The organism is Fusibacillus kribbianus (assembly GCF_030053595.1).
Lineage (GTDB): Bacteria > Bacillota > Clostridia > Lachnospirales > Lachnospiraceae > Lientehia > Lientehia kribbiana.
On sequence record NZ_JASGBQ010000001.1, the window covers coordinates 32,953 to 48,080 of the forward strand.

18 protein-coding genes, 1 tRNA gene, 2 pseudogenes and 1 riboswitch are annotated in these 15,128 nt (G+C 51.6%); of the genes and pseudogenes, 10 read left to right on the plus strand and 11 right to left on the minus strand.

Translation table 11 applies throughout. The features are described 5' to 3' along the window. Position 1: 1 nt before the first annotated feature. Both QJ036_RS00165 and QJ036_RS00170 read right to left on the minus strand, forming a co-directional pair. Entirely contained in the window at positions 2-1,228 is a 1,227-nt protein-coding gene (locus QJ036_RS00165) for an L-rhamnose isomerase (RefSeq protein WP_283229410.1), read from the minus strand. 17 nt (positions 1,229-1,245) lie between these two features. Continuing rightward, positions 1,246-1,590, minus strand: coding sequence for a sensory rhodopsin transducer (locus QJ036_RS00170; protein ID WP_283229411.1), 345 nt, complete (start codon positions 1,588-1,590; stop codon positions 1,246-1,248). 341 nt (positions 1,591-1,931) lie between these two features. Further along, a riboswitch (TPP riboswitch) is annotated at positions 1,932-2,037 on the plus strand. A gap of 77 nt (positions 2,038-2,114) precedes the next feature. On the opposite strand from QJ036_RS00170, the gene thiC reads away from it, so the two are divergent. The 5 genes from thiC to thiE all read left to right on the plus strand — a co-directional run bounded on the left by thiC (position 2,115) and on the right by thiE (position 6,409). Beyond that, on the plus strand, positions 2,115-3,422 hold the full coding sequence (gene thiC, locus QJ036_RS00175; RefSeq protein WP_283229412.1) for a phosphomethylpyrimidine synthase ThiC: 1,308 nt from the start codon (positions 2,115-2,117) through the stop codon (positions 3,420-3,422). 91 nt (positions 3,423-3,513) lie between these two features. After that, positions 3,514-4,029, plus strand: coding sequence for an energy coupling factor transporter S component ThiW (gene thiW, locus QJ036_RS00180; RefSeq protein WP_283229413.1), 516 nt, complete (start codon positions 3,514-3,516; stop codon positions 4,027-4,029). Continuing rightward, positions 4,026-4,871 carry a bifunctional hydroxymethylpyrimidine kinase/phosphomethylpyrimidine kinase gene (gene thiD / locus QJ036_RS00185; protein WP_283229414.1) on the plus strand — a complete coding sequence of 282 codons (846 nt, stop codon included), beginning with the start codon at positions 4,026-4,028 and terminating at the stop codon, positions 4,869-4,871. The genes thiW and thiD overlap by 4 nt, the downstream gene beginning before the upstream one ends. 21 nt (positions 4,872-4,892) lie before the next feature. Then, entirely contained in the window at positions 4,893-5,789 is an 897-nt protein-coding gene (locus tag QJ036_RS00190; RefSeq protein ID WP_283229415.1) for a hydroxyethylthiazole kinase, read from the plus strand. Further along, positions 5,786-6,409: a thiamine phosphate synthase gene (gene thiE / locus QJ036_RS00195; protein ID WP_283229416.1), complete on the plus strand. Its 624-nt coding sequence runs from the start codon at positions 5,786-5,788 to the stop codon at positions 6,407-6,409. Before QJ036_RS00190 ends, thiE begins: the two co-directional genes overlap by 4 nt. A gap of 92 nt (positions 6,410-6,501) precedes the next feature. On the opposite strand, the gene QJ036_RS00200 is transcribed toward thiE, so the two are convergent. Further along, positions 6,502-7,857, minus strand: a complete 1,356-nt coding sequence (locus QJ036_RS00200; protein WP_283229702.1) for an MATE family efflux transporter — start codon at positions 7,855-7,857, stop codon at positions 6,502-6,504. A gap of 138 nt (positions 7,858-7,995) precedes the next feature. On the opposite strand from QJ036_RS00200, the gene QJ036_RS00205 reads away from it, so the two are divergent. Beyond that, positions 7,996-8,076: transfer RNA gene (locus tag QJ036_RS00205), tRNA-Leu, on the plus strand. Between the two features lie 94 nt (positions 8,077-8,170). On the opposite strand, the gene QJ036_RS00210 is transcribed toward QJ036_RS00205, so the two are convergent. Then, the gene (locus QJ036_RS00210) at positions 8,171-8,929 is read right to left on the minus strand and encodes an N-acetylmuramoyl-L-alanine amidase (protein ID WP_283229417.1); all 759 of its coding nucleotides are present in this window, start codon (positions 8,927-8,929) and stop codon (positions 8,171-8,173) included. Further along, complete coding sequence (locus QJ036_RS00215) at positions 8,922-9,197, minus strand: phage holin family protein (RefSeq protein WP_283229418.1); 276 nt, start codon at positions 9,195-9,197, stop codon at positions 8,922-8,924. The genes QJ036_RS00210 and QJ036_RS00215 overlap by 8 nt, the downstream gene beginning before the upstream one ends. A 278-nt stretch (positions 9,198-9,475) precedes the next feature. Between QJ036_RS00215 and QJ036_RS00220 the strand changes: the two are divergent. Further along, positions 9,476-9,664, plus strand: a pseudogene (locus QJ036_RS00220) (transposase); the annotation flags it as partial. Positions 9,665-9,678: 14 nt separating this feature from the next. Next, entirely contained in the window at positions 9,679-9,852 is a 174-nt protein-coding gene (locus QJ036_RS00225; RefSeq protein WP_283229419.1) for a hypothetical protein, read from the plus strand. 152 nt (positions 9,853-10,004) lie between these two features. Here QJ036_RS00225 and QJ036_RS00230 read toward each other — a convergent pair whose 3' ends face one another. Further along, the gene (locus tag QJ036_RS00230; protein WP_283229420.1) at positions 10,005-10,388 is read right to left on the minus strand and encodes a VOC family protein; all 384 of its coding nucleotides are present in this window, start codon (positions 10,386-10,388) and stop codon (positions 10,005-10,007) included. 142 nt (positions 10,389-10,530) lie between these two features. Between QJ036_RS00230 and QJ036_RS00235 the strand changes: the two genes are divergently transcribed. After that, a complete protein-coding gene (locus QJ036_RS00235) occupies positions 10,531-10,701 on the plus strand; it encodes a hypothetical protein (protein ID WP_283229421.1) in 171 nt (56 codons plus the stop codon). 49 nt (positions 10,702-10,750) lie between these two features. Here QJ036_RS00235 and QJ036_RS14105 read toward each other — a convergent pair whose 3' ends face one another. From QJ036_RS14105 to QJ036_RS00250, 4 genes and pseudogenes are all read right to left on the minus strand, one after another. Continuing rightward, positions 10,751-11,152, minus strand: coding sequence for a GyrI-like domain-containing protein (locus QJ036_RS14105; protein WP_331487457.1), 402 nt, complete (start codon positions 11,150-11,152; stop codon positions 10,751-10,753). Continuing rightward, a complete protein-coding gene (locus tag QJ036_RS14110) occupies positions 11,038-11,523 on the minus strand; it encodes a helix-turn-helix transcriptional regulator (protein ID WP_331487446.1) in 486 nt (161 codons plus the stop codon). The genes QJ036_RS14105 and QJ036_RS14110 overlap by 115 nt, the downstream gene beginning before the upstream one ends. A 94-nt stretch (positions 11,524-11,617) precedes the next feature. Continuing rightward, positions 11,618-11,829: pseudogene (locus QJ036_RS14200) on the minus strand (GyrI-like domain-containing protein); the annotation flags it as partial. Between the two features lie 61 nt (positions 11,830-11,890). Next, positions 11,891-12,550: a Crp/Fnr family transcriptional regulator gene (locus QJ036_RS00250; RefSeq protein ID WP_283229422.1), complete on the minus strand. Its 660-nt coding sequence runs from the start codon at positions 12,548-12,550 to the stop codon at positions 11,891-11,893. 84 nt (positions 12,551-12,634) lie between these two features. Here QJ036_RS00250 and hcp point away from each other — a divergent pair, with 84 nt between their 5' ends. Beyond that, the gene (gene hcp, locus QJ036_RS00255) at positions 12,635-14,224 is read left to right on the plus strand and encodes a hydroxylamine reductase (RefSeq protein ID WP_283229423.1); all 1,590 of its coding nucleotides are present in this window, start codon (positions 12,635-12,637) and stop codon (positions 14,222-14,224) included. 49 nt (positions 14,225-14,273) lie between these two features. Here hcp and QJ036_RS00260 read toward each other — a convergent pair whose 3' ends face one another. Further along, on the minus strand, positions 14,274-15,122 hold the full coding sequence (locus QJ036_RS00260) for a MerR family transcriptional regulator (protein ID WP_283229424.1): 849 nt from the start codon (positions 15,120-15,122) through the stop codon (positions 14,274-14,276). Positions 15,123-15,128: the final 6 nt, after the last annotated feature.

Here is a 15,128-nt window from a genome sequence, read left to right on the forward strand (position 1 = left end):
ATTATTCATATCTGCGGATCCAGCTGTCCTGCTCGCAGCCGCACATCTCGCAGTATTTTGCCCATACAAGGCCGAAGGGAAGACCCTTAACCTCCTCAAGAAGGGCAAGACGTTTGGTGAGGTTGCCTTCATGCTCTGCCTTCTGAAGCTCTGCAGTGGGCTGAAGAAGTGCCTTCAGGATGGCCTTCTTGGCCGTCCGTCCGCCGATGGCCGTAGCCGCAATGCGGTCGATGCTGGCATCGAAGAAATCCAGTCCGATATGTACTTTATCAAATGCGTCGTATCTTGCGATCTCTTCCATGATAGCCATGGTCTCGTCATCAAGGATCGTCACATGGTCGCTGTCCCATCTCATCGGACGGCTCACATGGAGCATGATCTCCTGTCCGAAAACAAGGTAGGAGCTCAACTTGGCGGAGATCACCTCAGTGGGATGATAATGTCCCGCATCCAGACAGATGATGCAGTTTTTCCTGTTGGCCACATAGTTGGTGTAGAATTCATGGGAGCCGGTCACGTAGGCTTCGCTTCCGAGGCCGAACAGCTTGCTCTCCACAGAATCCACATTGTAAGCAGGGTCGATCTTCTCTGCAAAGATCTCATCCAGGGACCGGATCAGAACCTCTCTGGGGCCCATCTTATCCACGGTGATATCCTTGTAGCCGTCGGGGATCCAGTGATTGGTGTAGCAGACCTGTCCCATCTCTTTTCCAAAGTATTCTCCGATCTTTCTGCAGCGCTTTCCGTGCTCGACCCAGAATTGACGGATTCCCTCATCGTAGCTGGAAAGAGTAAATCCATCCTCTGCCTTGGCGTGATTAAAGTAGGTGGGATTAAAATCCAGGCCGATGCCCATTTCCTTTGCATACTCCACCCAATGGGTGAAATGCTTCGGCTCAATGGCATTCCGGTCGATATTGTTGACGCCGCCATTGTCCAGATAAATGGCATGGGCAGCCACCTTCTTCTTTCCGGGGATCAGCTTCAGGGCCTTTGTCAGATTTTCAAAATACTCCGGCACACTCTTGGGCTTTCCTCCTGCATTTCCTGTTGCTGCCAGACCTCCGGAAAGCTTTGCATTGAAATCCTCAAAACCGGTCAGATCGTCGATCTGCCAGCAGTGAACCGAAACGGGGATCTCTGACAGCTTCTCCAGCACTGCATCGGTGTCGATCCCATACTGTGCATACAATTCCTTTGCTACCTGATAATTACTCTCTACGCTCATAATTCCTCCTTGTTTCCTTATATAATGGTTGTCGCTATGGCAAGCTGTGCCTGCGTGGTATCTACTCTTGTATACTGGACATGAAGCTCTGCTTCACTTTCCACCAGGACTGCATAAGGGGTATCGGTGGGAACTGACTCCCCGTCACAGCTCCTGATCTGGTCCATCCGGCAATGGATCGTCCGCTCCGCCGGAATCGTCACGGAAAAGCCGCCGAGCTTTTCTCTGTTCTCAAAATAGAGCGTCATCCTTGCGTTGGCATCCTCTGCTCCCACATTGAGAAAGCAGATGGCTTCATGGCTCACGTATTCTCCGTTTTTGCTGCTGGGATAATAGCAGTCAGGAATGTACCATTTGTTCATCTCTTTTTTCCTTTCCTTTTATCAGTTTTCTGCAGCGCCGGTGAACAGAGGTGTATTGTCCCCTGTTACCCTGCGCTAAGGTCGGAAAATTCCGAAAACGTTTTCTCTTCCGACCGCATTACTCTACCTCCATGATACTGGTCTGTCCCAGGCTTGTCAATAGTTTTTCGTTTTGCTTTTTCTGCATATGTTTCTCCCTGTTTTTTTGTACATATTATATAATTTTTAGAGCTTCTCTTTCACTCTCCAGAGAAAAACGTTTTCCGCTTCTGCGCGGCTGTATTTTTGTTGACTTTTTCCATATCTGCTACTATAATCAATCTGTACAAACTTCATATGCAGGAATGATTCTGGGGAGCTTCTGCTAAAGAGGCTGAGAGGGAGTCCGGCTCCGACCCATGACCTGATACGGATAATGCCGTCGTAGGAAGATGTTCCGCACCAGAACAATCTGGGGCTTGTCTTTACTGGCGGGCCCTTATTTTTTATTCTATCGCCATACCGGATGGCAGAACGGAGGAATTATGGAATACACCACACAGATGGATGCCGCAAGACGCGGAATCGTCACCAAAGAAATGGAAATTGTCGCAAAAAAAGAGCAGATGGAGCTTTCGGAGTTAATGAAGCTGATGGCCGAGGGAAAAATCATCATTCCCGCCAACAAGCTTCACACCTGCATCGAGCCCAACGGCATCGGCTCCATGCTGAAAACAAAGATCAACGTAAATCTGGGAACCTCCAGAGACTGCGTGGATCTGAATAAGGAACTGGAAAAGGTTAACGATGCAGTGAAGATGGGTGCGGAAGCCATCATGGACTTAAGCTCCTTCGGAAAGACCCAGGAGTTCAGAAGAAAGCTGACCCATGAGTGCCCCGCTATCATCGGAACCGTACCCATTTACGACGCCGTCGTCTACTACCACAAGCCCCTGAAGGAGATCACCACCGAGGAATGGCTGGACATCGTCCGCATGCATGCCGAAGACGGCGTGGATTTCATGACCATTCACTGCGGAATCAATAAAAACACTGCCGGACGCTTCAAGGAAAACAAGCGTCTTACCAACATCGTTTCCCGCGGCGGTTCCATCATCTTCGCCTGGATGGAAATGACAGGAAAGGAAAACCCCTATTTCGAGCATTTCGATGAGATCCTGGACATCTGCCAGAAGTATGACATTACCCTGAGTCTGGGCGATGCCTGCCGTCCCGGCTGCATTGCCGACGCCTCCGATATTTCTCAGATCGAGGAGCTCATCACCCTTGGCGAGCTGACAAGACGTGCCTGGGAGAAAAATGTCCAGGTCATGATCGAGGGCCCCGGCCATATGCCTCTGGATCAGATCGAGGCCAATATGCGGATCCAGAAAACTATCTGCAAGGGCGCTCCCTTCTATGTTCTCGGGCCGCTGGTCACCGATATCGCTCCCGGTTACGACCATATTACGGCAGCCATCGGCGGCGCCATTGCCGCCACCTACGGTGCGGCCTTCCTCTGCTATGTCACCCCTGCCGAGCATCTTCGCCTGCCTGACGTGGACGATGTGAAGGAAGGAATCATTGCCTCCAAGATCGCAGCCCACGCCGCTGACATCGCAAAGGGCGTCAAGGGTGCAGCCGACTGGGATTATGCCATGAGCACCGCCAGAAAGAAGCTGGATTGGGAAGCCATGTTTGATCTGGCCATTGATCCGGAGAAGGCCCGCCGCTATCGTGCCTCCGCCAAGCCGGAGAAGGAAGACACCTGCTCCATGTGCGGAAATTTCTGCGCTGTTAAGAACATGAACCGGATTCTGGACGGAGAGATCGTCAGCATCTACGACGAATGATCTCCGATACGTAACAATCATTGTGACCGTTCGTGTACAGAGGGCTATGTCCCCTGCACGCGGACGCTGACAGCAGAAAAGAGGTTTTTCCATGAAAATCAATATAAGGAAGCTGGCAGCGGCGGGAATGCTGACTGCTCTGACCGTGGCCCTGTCCTGGTTTTATATTCCCGTCGGCGCCTCGAAATGTTATCCCATTCAACATCTTTGCAACATCCTGTGTGCTGTATTTCTGGGTCCCTTTTACGGGGTGGCCTCTGCCTTTGCTTCGTCCCTGATCCGCAACCTGATGGGCACCGGAAGCCTGTTAGCCTTCCCCGGAAGTATGGTGGGTGCATTTTTAGCTGCCCTTCTCTATGAGAAGAGCCGCAAACTGACCCTGGCCTATGCCGGAGAGCTTTTCGGCACCGCCGTTCTGGGCGGTCTGCTCTGCTTCCCCATAGCCACCCTGCTGATGGGAAAGGCCGTCGCCGTCTTCGCCTTTGTCCTCCCTTTCTTTATGAGTTCTGCCGCCGGCACCTGCATCGCCATTGTGGTCATCGGCGCGCTCTATAAGGGCGGAGTGCTGGAAATGCTCCGGCGTTCCCTGGAAGGAAACGCCGCATGAAGCGGCCGGTGGTTCTCACCATTGCCGGATCCGACCCCAGCGGAGGAGCCGGAATCCAGGCAGATTTAAAAACCATAACCGCCTTTGGCTGCTACGGAATGAGTGTCATTACGGCAGTCACCGTACAAAATACCATGGGCGTCACCGGAGTGGAGGCCATGGCTCCCGACCTGGTAGCGGCCCAGCTGGACGCCGTTTTCTCTGATATCCGTCCCAATGCGGTAAAAATCGGAATGGCTGTCTGCCGGGAGACCATCGAGGTCCTCATCGAAAAGCTCACGGAATACAGAGCGGAGCATATCGTTCTGGATCCGGTCATGATCTCCACCAGCGGACGGCGGCTCCTCTCAAAGGATGCGGTGGATACGCTGATCCACGGACTCCTGCCCCTTGCCGGCCTTTCCACTCCCAATCTTCCTGAGTGTGAGGCTCTCACCGGACAGCCCATCCGTTCCAGAGAAGATATGATCCTGGCCTCCCTCATGCTTCACCGTCAGACGAAGCAGCCGGTGCTGTTGAAGGGCGGCCATATGACCTTCTCACCCCAAGATTCTCCGGAAGGCAGTTTCCGTGAGGCGGCCCCGGTTGACTGTTCCGACCTTCTCAGGACCCCGGACGGTGTCCGTTGGTACCGGACGCCGCTCATTCAGACAACCAACAGCCATGGAACCGGCTGTACCCTGTCATCGGCCATTGCTTCCTGCCTGGCAGGCGGTCTTTCGCTTCCCGATGCCGTCGCCGAAGCCAAGACCTACCTTTCCGGTGCACTGGCCGCCGGCCTTGATCTGGGGAAAGGCAACGGACCTCTGGACCATTGTTTCCGAATCAAACCACTCAGCTGATCGTCTACAGGAGTCTTCGTTATGACACAGACTGTTTTTATTGATGATATTTTATCTCTTACCCGGACGCTTCCCAGGGAGCGTCCTTTGGTTCATATGATTCCCAACGGAGTCTCCGCCGCTTTCTGTGCCGATGTGATGTCCGCTGCCGGGGCACGGCCCATCATGGCCTCTTCTCCGCTGGAGGCAGCAGAGATCACCTCCCATGCGGCGGCCCTGGCCGCCAACATGGGCCAGCCCTCTGAGGAAAAGGAGAAGGCGCTTTTTGCTTCCCTCTCTGCCGCAGCCGAACAGGGGCTTCCCGCAGTCTTCGACCCGGTAGGCGCAGGCGCGTCCGAATATCGGCGCTGTACCGCCCAAAAGCTTGTCGCCATTCCCTGGACGGGAATCATCAAAGGCAATGCCGCCGAGCTCCACACGCTGCTCACCGGAAGTCTGGTCCACCAGGGCGTGGACTCTGCCGGCTTTTCCGCCGAGGCTCTTGCCCTCCCGACGAACGGCCTCCTGTATGGCCCTGCCGATCGTGTGATCGCGGTCACCGGCTCTGTGGACCGGATTCTCTGCCGCAGGCAGACAGACTCTGACCCGGCCCATATACTGGAAGCCCGTCTTGTCCACGCCGAAAAGAACCCGTACACCATCGTAGGTACCGGCTGCGCGGCAGGCGCCCTCTGTGCATGCTTTGCCGCCGTCACAGACGACAGGTTTCTGGCCGCTCTGACAGCCCTTTCCCTGTCCGCCTTCGCCCAATCTCAGGCTGCTGACTGCTTTGCCCGGGCTTCTGCCTCGAAATCTCCTTCAATGGGATACGGCACCTTCAAGGAGCTGGTTCTCAATGCTTTCAGCGAAGGTGACTGCAGCGTATTCCAAAACTGGTTGGAACAGCACCTCATCATCATTACAGGAGAAACCACATGAAATTAAAAAACACTCAGAAAATTTTATATTTGATCGCCGACTGCAAGGCAGGCCTTGCCCCCATCGAGGAGGCTCTTCGGGCCGGTGTCGATTATCTGCAGCTTCGGGAAAAGGATCTGACCTCGGCCAGATACCTGGAGCTTGCAAGAGCGGTGAAGTCTCTCTGTGAAAAATACCACACCCCCTTCATTGTCAATGACCGGATCGACATTGCCCTCCTCTCCGGTGCCGACGGTGTTCATCTGGGAGCCGACGATGTCCCGGTGTCAGATGCAAGACGTCTGCTCGGAGAAGCTGCCATCATTGGTGCTACGGCAAAAACTGTGGAGGGTGCCATCGCCGCACAGCGAAGCGGAGCCGACTATCTGGGCAGCGGAGCCTTCTTCGAAACCGCCACAAAATCTGACGCTGTTCCCCTTGCACCGGAGCTCTATCGGGAGATCCTGAACTCCATCACCATCCCCGACGTGGCTGTGGGCGGCATCACCGTCGACAACTGTGACCTGCCCCTTTCCCTCGGCGCAGACGGTCTGGCCATTTCCGCCGGGATCATGAAATCGGAACACATTGCTGAGGCCGTTTCCGCCTTCCGCAAAAAACTCGGGATGCTGCATCGGTAGTCCTTCGCTGAACCATACGGGTGCAGACCAGAAAAGGGCTGATGCTCTGCAGATTACATTAATCCACTTTTGCAACAACCCTCGTTTTTATGTTATGATTCTGTTTTTTCCTTTTTCACCAGCTGTTCATCGGAGCCGTGCTTCTGCCACTTTCCGCTGGCCAGCCGCCACAAAAAGACGATCGCCCGGAAAATCCAGTCAATACTCATGGCGATCCATACGCCAATAACAGGAAAACGGAAAACCTTGACCAGCAAATAGGCTAAGCCAATACGGAATACCCACATGGAAGAAACCGCGATGATCATGGTAAAGGTTACATCGGAAGCTGCCCGCAGCGCATGGGGAAGCAAAAAGGCCGGCGGCCATAAAATCATGGCAAACCCATGGAACACGATCAATCCCCGGGCAATGGAAGCGGCCTCGGGTGACAGATTATAAATCCCGATAATCGGTATACAGAACAGATCCAGAACGACGACGATAACGGCCAGAATACAATAATTCAGCTTCAGGAAGGTTTTCACATAGGCCTTCACCTGTCCGAATTCCTTTGCCCCCACACACTGGGAGGCTACCGTCAAAAGCCCCATGCCAAGAGCCATCCCCGGCAGATACTCCAGACTGGCCAGATTGCCGGCCACCGCAAAACCTGCAATCGCTGCAGTCCCCATAGTGGAGACAAGACTCTGTACCATGATCTTCCCCAACTGAAACATTCCGTTTTCCATTCCGCTGGGAATTCCGATCCGCAGGATCTGCCTGATCATATCCGGCTCATAGCCCAGCCTCAGCTGCCTGTCCACATGGACCGGATTTTTCTCGCTTCGGATGATAAACAACATGATTCCCGCTGCTATCATTCGGGAGATCAGAGTGGGAACCGCCACACCGGCCACGCCTACCCGCAGAACGTACACGCCAATGGCATTTCCTCCAATATTCAGGCCGTTCATCACCAGAGAGGTCTCCATGGAAACCCTGGAGTTCCCCATGACCCGGTAAAGGGCGGCACAGGAATTATAGATGGCGAGGAAGGGGAAGGACAGGGCTGTGATATAAAAATAAAGCCGCGCATTGGACATGACATCCGCTTCGATCTTTCCGAACAGCACACGGAGGATCAACCCGTTTCCCAGCAGGGAAATGGCCATAATCATTACGGAAAACACCGTCGTCACCAGCAAAAGCTGATTGGCCGCATGACAGGCCCGTCCCTCATTTCTGCAGCCGAGAAGCTGTCCCGCCACCACAGCACCTCCGGTCGCCATTGCCGCCAGAAGCTGAATCAGAAGCAGATTGATGGCATCCACCAGTGACACACCGGAAACAGCCGCCTCGCCGACTTCCGCCACCATAACAACATCCACCATTCCTACCAAAACTGCAAGAAACTGCTCAATGATGAGCGGCACCAGCAGCTTTCTCAAATCACGTTTGGAAAACAACATAAAACTGATCTGCCCTTCATAATCTTTTATCAAATCCGTTACGATTGTAACACCACCCCTCCAAATTTACAACCCTTTTAGGAATTCTTGACTTTCCTCACTGAAAATGATACGATAATACCGCATTGTCACTTCGCGGATATGGCGGAATTGGCAGACGCGCCAGATTTAGGTTCTGGTGTCCATGACGTGCAGGTTCAAGTCCTGTTATCCGCAGTTTTTTATATACCCTTGATTTTACGCGGATTGGCGAAAAGTCCAGTAAAATCAAGGGTGTTTGGCCGGGGAGTAATCTCCCCGGCCGTTTTTGTTACCCGATGTATTTTGGCCAGACATAGCCCACCATGGATCCCGCCTGGACCTTGTGCCAGGTATCTCCGTCGGAATCCTTTCCGAATCCGACAATATACACATTGGACCCGCCCCTTACGGAGCCCATGATGGTTCCGTTTGGAGTCTCCCGGACATTGAGCGCGGTACATCCGACTACAGTTGCCGCCCTTGCACCGGTCACTCCACCGCCGGACAGGCCAAAGGCGGAAATGATCCCGTTTGCCACCGCCTCAGCGATCCGCTGCTTGTTGGCGTTGTAGATGGCCATGTCGGCTGCGTTGTCGTAAAAACAGGTCTCCAGCAGCGCATAATCCACACCGATGGCCAGACAGGTCCGCATGTTGAGGAGATCCGACCGTCTCACGATACCATTTGTACCGCGCTTTTTAAATCCGATGGCGGCCAGGTTATTTGCAATGGTCTGCTCCACCGAGATCCCACCACGGTAGTTGGTGTGCAGCTGCACGCTGGTCCCGCGTGCCTGGCCATTGGACGCGTTGTGGTGCCACTCAAAGATGTAGTCAAAGGCTCTGAGGTTTACCTGCAGGCAGCCGTTGGCATTGTCTTTGTACATGTCTCTCTCGATCGGATAAAGCGTCACATCCGTATACGACGACAAGAGGGGAGCGGTCCGCTTGACCATGTCGATGTTTAAATCGCCCTCATTTACGCCGGTTGCTTCGCTGTAATTGTATCCGGAGGTGTGGCCGGACACCAGCAGAATCTTCTTACTCATTTCTTTCCTCCTTCATAAGCTGCTTGTATACCTGATTGCTGCCTGTGGCCGCCAGTCCTGATACGATGCCGACTGCAATGGCTGTGATATAATCGCCAGCCGGAAAGTCCGCCATCAGGAACATGCCAGCAAAGCCCAGAATACCTCCCAGGACTCCGCAGATCACCGGGATCCACTTATTGTCCAGCGGTGTAGCCTTTACGGCCAGAGCAGCCAAATAACAGATCACAGTAATGCCTACTACACTTCCGATTGTTCCAAATTCCATGTGATACCCTCTCTTTCTCCAGATCATCGATCCGGTGGTTTGCCGCCTTCAACCTTCCATTTTCTTCCTGCCAGAGTACCGACAAGAGATTAGATTGCCACAATAATTGCTTCTGTCACGTTTTTTCCTTTCCGTGAGACGTTGTACATTTTATTTTATGCATAAAAAATAGGCTTCGCCTATTCAACTCCCCTGCCCCTCAATCGAGGGCACTGAAAAAGTAGATAATACCGCCTGTATTTGGTACAATGTATATATCAAATACAGGCGGTGTTTTTATGATCGAACAACAGCAGAAATTGGTGTTAAGTCCATACATGGAATTATATGAATTAGTAATCCCGAAAGATAATCTTCTTCGAAAGATAAAAGAATTGGTTGATTTTAGCTTTATTTATGATGAACTGCTTGATAAATATTGTCTGGATAACGGACGAAATGCAGTTCCACCTATGATCCTCTGGAAGGAGGATGAACTACTATGAAACCAAACATCGAGGAATTACGCAAAAAATACATGGATAATCCTCCAGAAGGTATGACTTCCAAGGACATTCGCCTTATGAGCGAGGAAGAACTTCTGGATATGGACTATTTCTTAAATGATGACGAACTTGATGACGATTTTGGTGAAGAAGGTTTTTATATCTTCTAAACCAGCATTCGTTTTTTGTTGTTCCCGCCTCCGGGCGGGCCCTTTTCAATTCAAGAGAGCGCCGCAGGAGGCCTTTCCTATAAAATGAAAAAAGGCATCCGCCGGATGCCCCTCTCGATTTGTGTTTCTCTCTATATCAATGCTCAAAATCATCAAACCGTGATCTCGATCTGATTCCCTTCCATATCCAGCACACAGCTCTCATAGTAGCCGTCACCGGTCCGGCGCGGGCCGCTGATCACCTCAAATCCATCCGCCTTCATTCTTGCAGTCAGCTCATCCACACGGGCCTCACTTCCCACACTGAAGGCCATATGGATGTAACCGGTCCTCTTCAAAGCCTTTTTCTGGTCATCCATCCCGGGGGCAGACATGAGCTCCAGCCGCGAACCGCCCTCAAAGTTCAGGAAATACGAGCGAAAACCTGTTTTTTCGTTATGATAGACCTCATTGGATACCGCATCAAAATACTTCATAAAAAATGCCCGGGCCGCCTCCAGATCCTTTACATATATCGCAACATGTTCAATCTTCATCGTTTTGCTTTCCCCTCTCTCCACCAGTTTTTTTCATTGTAGTCAGGTCCTGTCCAAATGTCAACATATTCCTCAAAAATCCCCCTGTTTTCAAACCATATGATTTCATTTGGCATATAGTAAAGAAAAAGGAGAAAATTTCATGCCTGATAATTTTAATCAGATCTTTGACTGGCGCAGACGCAGCTGCCCTCCCTGTCCCCCCTGCCGCTGCGGCCGCGACCGGAGAGATGACCGGCGTGACGACCGCAGAGACGACCGCAGGGATGACCGCAGAGATGATCGAAGGGATGACCGCAGAGACCGCTATTAAACAGCGATATGATAAGGGAGCCGCTCCGGCGGCTCCTCATCGTTTTTTCCTATTTACTCTGCTTTTTTACCGGGATCCAGATTTCACAGTAATAGTTCTCATCCATCGTACCGCCAGCATATTTTGCGGAATCGTCATAGTATTCCACGCAATATCCCGCTGCAAACTCATATTCCTTCAGCGACGGCAGCCATTCCGAAAAGATCTTTTTATTCACATCCTGCAAAGCATCCGGCATGGCGCCTCTGCAGGGAAATACCGCCCAGGTAAAAGCCGGAATCGTCCTCACGACAAACCCTTCCGGAACCTCTCCGGCCGGATCATAGGGATCGGCGATCAGATATTCAAAAGTGTCCTGTCCCATTTTCTCGTCGATATTGATGCCGTATGTCCCCATAACCGTTTTTCCTCTGCCTTCCTTATAGTGCTGCTGCCAGAACTGGGGAACCAGCTCCTTCGCGCCTTCGTAAGGAAAAACCTTTCGGATTTGAGCATCACCTGCTCTTTCCTCACCTGGGATGGAGTAACTCCATGAAATCTTGTAAATGCCTTCGTAAAGCTGTCCGGTGAATCATACCCGTACTTTAAGGCAATATCGATCACCTTTTCGCTCCCTGCCGCAAGCTCACCGCCGGCCAGAGCCAGGCGGCGGTTTCGGATATATTCAGCGAGGGTAAAACCGCAGAGCATTGCAAACCCTTTCTGAAAATAAAAGGGTGAAAGATTCACCTGCTTTGCGATCTCCTCCGCAGACAGATCCTCCGTGATATGCTCCTCCACATACTGGATCGCCGTTCCCACTGCTTCCATCCATCCCATCATCTGTGATCCCCCTTCTCTGTACTCACAGTTTATCGCCGATAAGCTCACGTTTCCCGATTTTTTCTGTCTGCTTTTGTCCGTATGCAGGAAAGGATTACCGCTTTTTCTTCACCGGATGCCGAATCACAGTCCTCCATTTTTCCGGTGCCACCGCCTGGCATCTGACAAATAGATCTCATGATGAAGCCGTCCGTCGGAAAAATCGTTCTCGTATCCGTTTTCCTGAAGATACTGATCCATCCTTTCCACAGTTTCCGCCTCTGCAATTGCCCATTCAAAGTCTGCCTTTGTCACAAAATCCGGAACAAAACAGTCTGATACAATTATTTCACATCGGCAGCCATACAGGGCCTGGAACCCTTGCGCTCTATTTCAGAATAAAATGATTTCTTTCAAACGACAGGATCCCTTCATCCCGCATTTTGCAAAGCTCATTGGACATGGCGCTCCGGTCCACCGACAGAAAATCTGCAAGCTGCTGCCGGTTAAAGGGAATATCAAAAGAAGAACACCCCGCCTTCAGAGACTGTTCTGACAGATAAGACAGCAGTTTTTCACGGGTGGTCCGCTGAGAGATATGTTCCAGCTTCTGCGTAAGCATCTTATTCTTTAATGCAACGGCAGACAGAAGATTCCGGATGAGTCTCCCATGGAAACGACAGGATGACGGACACATGGTAAGCACCCGATTGATCTCCAGAAAAAGCACCACGCTCTGTTTCACTGCCACTGCATTGTTCAGGATCTCATCATTCCCCAGACAGGCATACACCTCCCCAAACAATTCCCCCTCTGCAATTTCACTGAGGATGCTTAAATTCCCCCAATAATCTTCCTTTTGGATATGAACACACCCTTCCAGCAGCATTGCTACGGCAGTGATCTGCTCTCCTCTGCGAAACACAAGCTCTCCCTTTTTATAAGAATGGGTGACTGCAGACAAACATTCCAGCATAGCTTCCATCTCGCTCTCCGTAATGCCATAAAACAATTTTGTTCGTTTTAACAGTTTCAGATATTCTTTCATTTTGTCCCTTTTTGTTGTAAATACAACTGAATTGTTTTGTTTATCATAGTATAATCAGGTCATAAAGTCAAGGAGGCCATATAAATGGAACATAAAATGTTTTGCTTTCAATGTGAACAGACCGCCGGCTGCGCAGGCTGCACCGGCCAGACAGGCGTATGCGGTAAGAGATCCGATATTGCTACATTGCAGGATGAGTTAACCGGAGCGCTGATCGGCCTTGCACGGGCATCCAGGGGAAAACAACCCACTGACTCTGCCCACAGAGCGATGCTGGAAGGTCTTTTCACCACTGTCACCAATGTAAATTTCAACGAAGAAACCATTCGGAAACAGCTGGAAAACGTAATAGAAGAAACAAGCGCACTGATCGGTTCATCCGCAGGACATGAAGCAAATCCTGCGCTCCGGTATAACATGCAGGAGCTCTGGAATGCCCAGGAGGATATCCGCTCCCTGAAATCCCTGATCCTGTTCGGCCTGCGGGGAATGGCCGCCTACGCTTACCATGCACGGATGCTCGGATATACCGATGACGCCGTGAATGCATTCTTTTATGAGGGCCTGTCTGCTGTCGGCGAGGACTGGGGTATGGAGAAGCTTCTGCCCGTTGTCCTGAAGGTCGGTGAGGTCAACCTCCGCTGCATGGCTCTTTTAGACAAGGCAAACACGGAAACCTACGGCGCTCCGGTGCCGACGACAGTTCCCCTCAGAGTGGAAAAAGGCCCTTTTATTGTCATCAGCGGCCATGACCTGAAGGATCTCAAGCTTCTTCTGGAGCAGACCGACGGAATGGGGATCAATATCTATACAAACGGAGAAATGCTGCCGTCCCATGCTTATCCCAAACTGAAAGCCTATCCCCATCTCAAGGGAAATTTCGGAACTGCATGGCATAATCAGCAGAAAGAATTCGCAGACATTCCGGCTCCGATCCTCTTTACGACCAACTGCCTGATGCCGCCGAAGGCCAGCTATGCTGACCGGGTCTTCACAACAGAGGTGGTTTCCTATCCGGGAATCACCCATATCGGAGAAGAAAAAGATTTTACACCGGTGATCAGAAAGGCCCTGGAGCTGGGCGGATATTCAGAAGATCGGGAATTTACCGGAATCAACGGCGGAAAAGCTGTTACAACAGGATTTGCCCACGATGCAGTATTGGCAGTTGCTGATACCGTCATTGATGCAGTGAAAACCGGTGCTTTAAAACACATTTTCCTTGTCGGCGGATGCGACGGTGCCCGTTCCGGCCGCAGCTACTATACAGAATTTGTAAAGCAGACTCCTGCGGATACCGCTGTCCTCACCCTTGCCTGCGGCAAATACCGCTTCAATGACCTTGATCTCGGGACTATCGGCGGTCTTCCCCGCATCATGGATATGGGACAGTGCAGCGACGCCTACAGTGCGATCCAGGTGGCTGCTGCCCTGGCGGAAGCTTTCGGCTGCGGGATCAACGATCTGCCGCTGACCCTGGTGCTTTCCTGGTACGAGCAGAAAGCAGTCTGCATCCTGCTGACTCTTTTGCATCTTGGTATGAAAAACATTTATCTGGGACCCACCCTGCCGGCCTTTGTTTCCCCCGGTGTACTGGATTTTCTGGTGAAAAACTATCACATTCATCCCACCACCACACCGGAAGCAGATCTGGCACAGATGCTAAATTCCTGATCCAGGCTGAAAAAGCGGCTGTCGGAAAACCTCCGACAGCCGTGTTTTATCAATGGTTCTTTTCCCTCACCGGGATCTGGATCTCAGACAGCCATTCCTCCTCGGAATCCTTATTCCAGACACCATCAATATAAGATTCTCTGATGTTTCCTGCAATTTCATATCCATGATCCTCAATAAACTGAAGCAAAACCGCATAGGACCTGGGAAACTCTGCATAAGATCCTTTGTGGAAGATGCACGCCGCCGTGACCTCCTCCACAGCATAAAATCTCAGATTTTCCGTATCTTCTTTAAGCTCCGTCACCGCCTCACAGATCTCCACATTGAGCTCTGTTTCTTTAAAGCCCGGATCCAGATACTGGGTAAAGCAATACTCCGGAAGTGCACATTCGCATCCGAGCCGCTCCATTTCCGCCCCCATTTCAGGCATGAGATCAAAGAGCGCATCATAGGAATCGATGGTCTTCCTGCTGGATACAATGATACATGCCGGCAGGGTTTTCACCAGCACCGGCGCGTGCAGTGATGCGGATTCATCGAGCAGATAAGAATCGATCACTGCGATCTGCCTTGTCAGCTCAGCGATCCGGGACAGAAGTCTGGATTTCTTTTTCTGCAGCAGCGTCTCCTTGGCTTCCCCCGAATGGATCTGTTTGATTTCATCCAGGGTAAATCCCGCCTGCTTTAAGGCTGTGATCTGGTGGATCCCTGCCATCTGGTCAAGGGTATAATAACGGTATCCGTTTTCTTCCTCCACATAGACAGGGCTTAACAGCCCCTGCTCCTCATAAAAGCGGAGCGTTTTAACCGTAATATGATTCATCTGGGCAAACATGCCGATCCGATACAGATGGTTTTCTGTCCGTATCCTGCATGGCTCATGTTTTTCTTTCATCTGCAT